This window comes from Pedobacter sp. 01T416_2, assembly GCF_056398925.1.
On the sequence record NZ_JBFTQI010000368.1, the window covers coordinates 1 to 5787 of the forward strand.

The window sequence follows — 5787 nt, forward strand, 5'->3', positions numbered from 1 at the left end:
CAATTTATGTCTTCTGTTAGGTGATGCTGGTGTAATCTTCCCATTTAGATTTATAAAAATAATAAAACGAAACAATACGCAATTATAAGAAATCATAATCGAAATAATATAATATGTGTGTTAAAAATTTATTAAATATTTGTGCAAAATATTTTAAAGAATGTTTTTATTGTTAATTTGCAGCACGCTAATTAAATATACTATGATGAATTTGGCTGAGAGGCACCAGTTTATATTAAGTCGCCTGCAACGTGATCAATACATAAATGTAGTCGATTTATGTAAGGAGTTGAAAGTTTCGTCTGTAACAATAAGAAAGGACTTAAAACTACTTGAAGATAAGAGCCTATTGTTTAGGACCCACGGTGGGGCTACTGTAAACAATCCATATACGGTAGACCGTCCGGTTAATGAGAAAGAGAAAATACAATCTACAGAAAAGAACAAAATAGGTATTGCGGCTGCTGCATTGTTAAATGACAATGATTCTATCGTTATTGCATCAGGTACTACAGTGCTTTATTTTGCCAAGAATATTGCGCCAGCAACAAATTTAACCGTTGTAACTTCTGCATTAAATGTAGCCCTCGAATTAATGCGCGAACCTAGTATTGAAGTAATACAATTGGGCGGATTGCTTAGGAAAAGTTCTTCATCGGTAATGGGTGCTTATGCAGAACAGGTTTTGCAGGATTTTTATTTTAATAAACTATTTCTAGGTGTTGATGGGATTGATCTTGATTTTGGAATAACTACTACTAACGCCATGGAAGCACATTTAAACCGCAAAATGATTGGTGCATCACAAAAAACGATTGTACTTGCCGATTCTACTAAATTTGGGAAAAGAGGCTTTGGAAAGATATGTGGATTAGAAGAAATTGATCATATTATTACCGATAAAGGAATTTCTGAACAAATTGTTAAACATTTGGAGAGTTTAGGTGTTACTGTTACTATCGTATAGCGCATTCCACGCGAACGGTATAATCCAAACATTATAATTTGAACATGGAAAGAAAACGAATACACATTTTAGAGGATGATCAAGAGATCAGAAACGTTATTGAAATTCTATTAAAAGATGAGGGTTTCGAATTGCAGCTTTCATCATCATTTGCTGAGTTAAAGAAAAATATCCAGGATGCAATGCCTGATCTTTTTTTACTTGATGTAATGTTACCAGATGGAAACGGAGCAGAAATTTGTGAAGATTTAAAAACAGATATTTTTACCAAACACATCCCAATTATCGTAATGTCTGCACAGAATAATAGCGAACAGAAAGCTATTGATGCATTTGCTGATGATTATATCAGTAAACCTTTTGATATTTATGATGTTTTAGAGCGTATTAATGCGCATCTGAAACGAAGCGCTGAAAATAAAACAAAAGTTTAATTAAAAATTAAGCCTAATAAAAAAGGGAAACATTAACGTTTCCCTTTTTTTTATGGATAGCGTTTATTAGGTCTGTTTTACATCTTGCGCTTTGTTAAACATCACAAAACGTTTAGAATCGCCAACGCGTTGAGGTACTGTTGCATTTGAAACAATGGCGTAATCTTCAGTATTCTTGTTTATAAAAACGCCTGCGCCAATAATGTTGTGGCTGCCAATAACAATATCTTCTTTTACAGCAGAATTAATTCCTAAAAAAGAATTATTACCAATGGTTACATTTCCTGCCAGGATATTGCCCGATAACAGAACATTGTTTTCTATCGTAGCGTGATGACCAATCCGCGCGCCGATAAGCATACAATTATTACCAATGCTTACAAAAGGCTGTATGTCGCAGCACTGATCGATAAAAGTATTGTGTCCAAATACCAAGTCGGGCCACACGTTGGCTTTCGATGAAATATAATTTGCAAAACTATAGCCCGATTCGCCCACCCTGTGGTACACGCTTTCCCTGGCACTGTTTCTACCAATGGCAATATGCATTTTATGGGTTTCTGGGGGGAAATCTTTAATCACTTGGGTGAGACTTAAAATGGGTAATCCTAATAGCATACTTCCTGCAGGAGGTACATACGCATCATCAACACAAAAGGCAACAACATTATAGTCGCTGTCATTCATAAAGGAGTAACAAATAAACTCAGCCATTTTTCCAGTTCCATAAATAATAACTTTCATATTTAATTCTTGTTTTTAGGTTTCTAACGAATTTATGCATAAAACAGGCTTTTAAACCTTTTTAAAGCATACTGTACATATTTTGCTAATTCCTGTTTACAGCTTTCACAGTTGCGCATTTTTTTACTTTTTGCGCTGCTTTAAAGGGATATTGCTTTTATGTTAATCGTTTTATCTGATTTGATCGCCAATAACATATCGCTGTTAAGGAAAACTCAATCGTGTTAAGCAGAATGTATTTTTAAACAATTAAAAATGTGTTGTAAAACAGCTTGCACAGAAATATGCGAAGCATGGCTTGTTCACTACCTGGTTAGGAAAAAATAATAGGTTAAGCAGTAAATCTAGCCTTGGTAATCGGCAGCTTTTCTTTAAAATTTTATAAAATCATTTTATTCCCCCTATAAATTGTAGTATTAAATAGCTTTTTTAAATGTTAAAACATTTTCTGATGTTTTTTGAGTTTCACCGATTAAGATCTCACTAAAAAACAGGCTTTTTTGAGTAAAAATATAGGCCGAATATTATACAAGTTACGCGTTGTAAAATTTACAAATGATGTGCAATTTATGAGCACAGTATTTAAAATGCTGTGCATGCTGGTCATATTTTATACAATTTAAATACAACCCCAATCTGCCTATAAAACATTGACGCTTAATTGCATAGCTTAGTTCTCAATAAATCAAAACAAAAAACTAAACATTACTTAAGCTATGAAGAAAGTAATATTATTTATCGCAATATATACAAGCATTATCACCGGATGCGCTCCCAGAAGAGATCTTGTATACTTTAGTAACCTGGCCAAACAAACTAGCGAAGTTAAGCTTCAAGGTCAGGAAGTTAAAATTCAGCAAAACGACCTTTTAAGTGTAAGCATAAACAGCTTAAATCAGGAGTCGAATGTTTTATTTGCTGTTAATACCAAAAATGCAGGCGCTGAAAACAATTATAAAGTAGAAGGTTACCGGGTAAGTAAGGATGGAATGATTAACCTGCCTGTTGTAGGTAACGTTCGCCTGGAAGGTTTAACCATTGAGCAGGCACAAACTACCATATCGAAAGAATTGGATAAATATGTAAAAAAACCGGTAGTTGACGTTCAGTTGGTCAATTTTAAAGTAACAGTAATTGGAGAAGTAAACCGGCCATCAACCTTCACTGTACAGGGAGATAATATTAACCTCTTAGAAGCATTAGGAATGGCGGGCGATATGACTGTTTATGGCAAAAGGGAAAATATTTTAGTGATCAGACAACAGGATGGTCAAAGGGTCATGAAAAGACTTAACCTGAACAATCAGGATGTGATGGATTCTCCATTCTTTTATCTGAAACAAAACGATGTCGTATATGTAGAGCCTGATAAATCAAAAGCGATTGAATACAGTCCCAATACACGCATTATGCCAGTGGTAATTGCTTCTATATCAGCAGTTGCAGTATTAATCACAGCTGTTCTTCGTCGATAAACGTCTCTTAAAACATTATATCATGCTTAAACAAAGTACAAATGGTGGCGCAAAAGATTTTGCAGAAACTATGACAAGATTTGCCAGAAACTGGCACTATTTCTTAATCAGTATCATTATTTCTATGGCTGCCGTATATGCTTTTCTATACGTTACCCCACCAAAATATAAAGTGAGCAGCACACTTTTAATCTCTGATGATAAAAATGGTGCAGCAATGTCTAATAGTACCGCTTTTAGTGATCTTAATATGTTTCAAACGGTTAAAACGGTTGATAATGAAATTGAGATCTTAAGATCGAGAGATCTGATTTTTAAAGTATTGAAAAAACTAAATCTAGAAACTGCCTACTTTAAAAAAGAAGGGATTAGAGAAAAAGAGCTTTACGGAAAAACGTCTCCACTTGTAGTTACTGCTATCAGTTTAAAAAATGGTGCTTACGGAAGAAAAATTAACGTTTCTTATCTGGATGAAATCTCTTACATCATTCAGGATAGCTTAAAAACAAATATTGTAAAGTATGGCGATACCATTAATACCAAAAACTACGCGATTAAAATAGATAAGGGACCAGCATATAAAACCGAATTTGGTAAAATTAGACTTCAGTTTAAAAACTTATATAAAATGACCGAGGCTTATAACCTGGTTTCATTAAAAATAGTTCCGGTTGTTAAAGATGCCAATACCATTACCATTAGTTTGAACGATGTGGTTCCTCAGCGGGGAATTGATATTCTTAACGATCTGATCGAAACTTATAACATCAATAACGTTAATAATAAAAATACCATTGCCCGTAATACCATTAAATTTATCGATAACCGCCTAAAATACCTGGTTGCAGATCTTACAGGTACTGAAGAGGACGTAGAAAACTACAAACAACAAAATCGTGTTACCGATGTTAATATGGATGCGCAGATGAATGCTGCACGTTCAGGAGAGTATAATCAGTTACTTGAAACATCATCAGTGCAGCTGAGGATATTACGGTCTATCGAAAATTATTTCAGAGGCAAACAAAGCCAATATAACCTGGCGCCAAGTGCAATGGGCTTAAAAGACCCGATTTTGAATTCGTTGATTTCAAAATTTAACGATCTTCAACTGGAAAGAAATAGGATGTTACGTACCGCTAATGCAGAAAATCCTTTGGTACTCAACCTTAACGAGCAGATAGCAACCTTAAAAACCAATATCTTAGAAAACTTATCTAGTATTAAACAAGGTTTCGTTATTGAAAGAAACAACCTGAGCGCCAACTACTCTCAATTCGATAATAAAATTAAATCTGTACCTACTATAGAGCGTGGCTTATTAGAAAGAAGCCGTGAACAAAGTGTAAAATCGGGTTTATATAAGTATTTGCTGCAAAAAAGAGAGGAAACTGCATTATCGCTTTCTGCAACCGTTCCTACTTCACAGGTGGTAGATAAACCGGCTTACAACACTATTCCTAATAGCCCTAAACAACCACTTTTATATCTGTGTGGATTCATTTTTGGTTTTTTTGTTCCAGCTGGAGTAATTTACGCAAAAGGATTTTTCAACAATAAGGTACAGGATGCCAGTACTATTGAGTTAACCGGCGCCAAAATGCTTGGTGAACTTTCTCATAACCTGGATAAAAGCACCATTGTTTTTCAAAAAGACAACCGTTCTACCATATCAGAGTTGTTTAGGTATATCAGAATGAATTTAGGGCTGATGTCTAACAATATCGAGAATAAGGTAATGTTGGTTACTTCGAGTATGAAAGGAGAGGGTAAAACATTCTTTAGTGTAAATCTGGCTACTACCTTAGGCATGCTTGATAAAAAAGTTGTTGTACTGGAGTTCGATCTAAGAAAACCTGACCTCTTGAATAAAGTTGGTTTAAAACAAACTAACGGTTTAACCGATTATTTAATTGGTGAGTCTGTGTTAGATGATATTATTAAACCTACCAGTGTTTCAGATAATATCTGGGTTATAGGATGCGGTCAATCGCCTGAAAACCCTGCAGAAGTAATGATGAGTCCTAAGATGGATCTATTGTTTAATGAACTGAAAGAAAGGTTCGATTACATCATTATCGATACTTCGCCGGTTGGCCAGGTGGCTGATGCCTTTAGTTTGGCAGAATATGCCGATGTAAGCATTTACCTGGTGCGGTATAATTAC

At 34.8% G+C, this 5787-nt stretch carries 5 protein-coding genes; 4 read left to right on the forward strand and 1 reads right to left on the reverse strand.

Going from position 1 to position 5787, the window contains the following annotated elements:
• Positions 1-202: 202 nt before the first annotated feature.
• The gene (locus tag AC1DPQ_RS15685) at positions 203-967 is read left to right on the forward strand and encodes a DeoR/GlpR family DNA-binding transcription regulator (RefSeq protein WP_131029794.1); all 765 of its coding nucleotides are present in this window, start codon (positions 203-205) and stop codon (positions 965-967) included.
• A 44-nt stretch (positions 968-1011) separates the two neighbouring features.
• Positions 1012-1401 (forward strand): response regulator transcription factor, encoded by a 390-nt coding sequence (locus AC1DPQ_RS15690; RefSeq protein WP_477585608.1) that lies wholly within the window; start codon positions 1012-1014, stop codon positions 1399-1401.
• 66 nt (positions 1402-1467) lie between these two features.
• Here AC1DPQ_RS15690 and AC1DPQ_RS15695 read toward each other — a convergent pair whose 3' ends face one another.
• The gene (locus tag AC1DPQ_RS15695) at positions 1468-2145 is read right to left on the reverse strand and encodes an acetyltransferase (RefSeq protein ID WP_477610148.1); all 678 of its coding nucleotides are present in this window, start codon (positions 2143-2145) and stop codon (positions 1468-1470) included.
• 716 nt (positions 2146-2861) lie between these two features.
• Here AC1DPQ_RS15695 and AC1DPQ_RS15700 point away from each other — a divergent pair.
• Together AC1DPQ_RS15700 and AC1DPQ_RS15705 are read left to right on the forward strand one after the other, a co-directional pair.
• Entirely contained in the window at positions 2862-3620 is a 759-nt protein-coding gene (locus tag AC1DPQ_RS15700; protein WP_477610150.1) for a polysaccharide biosynthesis/export family protein, read from the forward strand.
• A 22-nt stretch (positions 3621-3642) separates the two neighbouring features.
• Positions 3643-5787, forward strand: a 2145-nt coding sequence (locus tag AC1DPQ_RS15705) for a GumC family protein (RefSeq protein WP_477610152.1), incomplete at its 3' end; no start/stop codon positions are given.

Coding starts and splice junctions, on each gene's coding strand:
- AC1DPQ_RS15685 (WP_131029794.1), top strand. CDS start 203: ATGATGAATTTGGCTGAGAGGCACCAGTTTATATTAAGTCGCCTGCAA.
- AC1DPQ_RS15690 (WP_477585608.1), top strand. CDS start 1,012: ATGGAAAGAAAACGAATACACATTTTAGAGGATGATCAAGAGATCAGA.
- AC1DPQ_RS15695 (WP_477610148.1), bottom strand. CDS start 2,145: ATGAAAGTTATTATTTATGGAACTGGAAAAATGGCTGAGTTTATTTGT.
- AC1DPQ_RS15700 (WP_477610150.1), top strand. CDS start 2,862: ATGAAGAAAGTAATATTATTTATCGCAATATATACAAGCATTATCACC.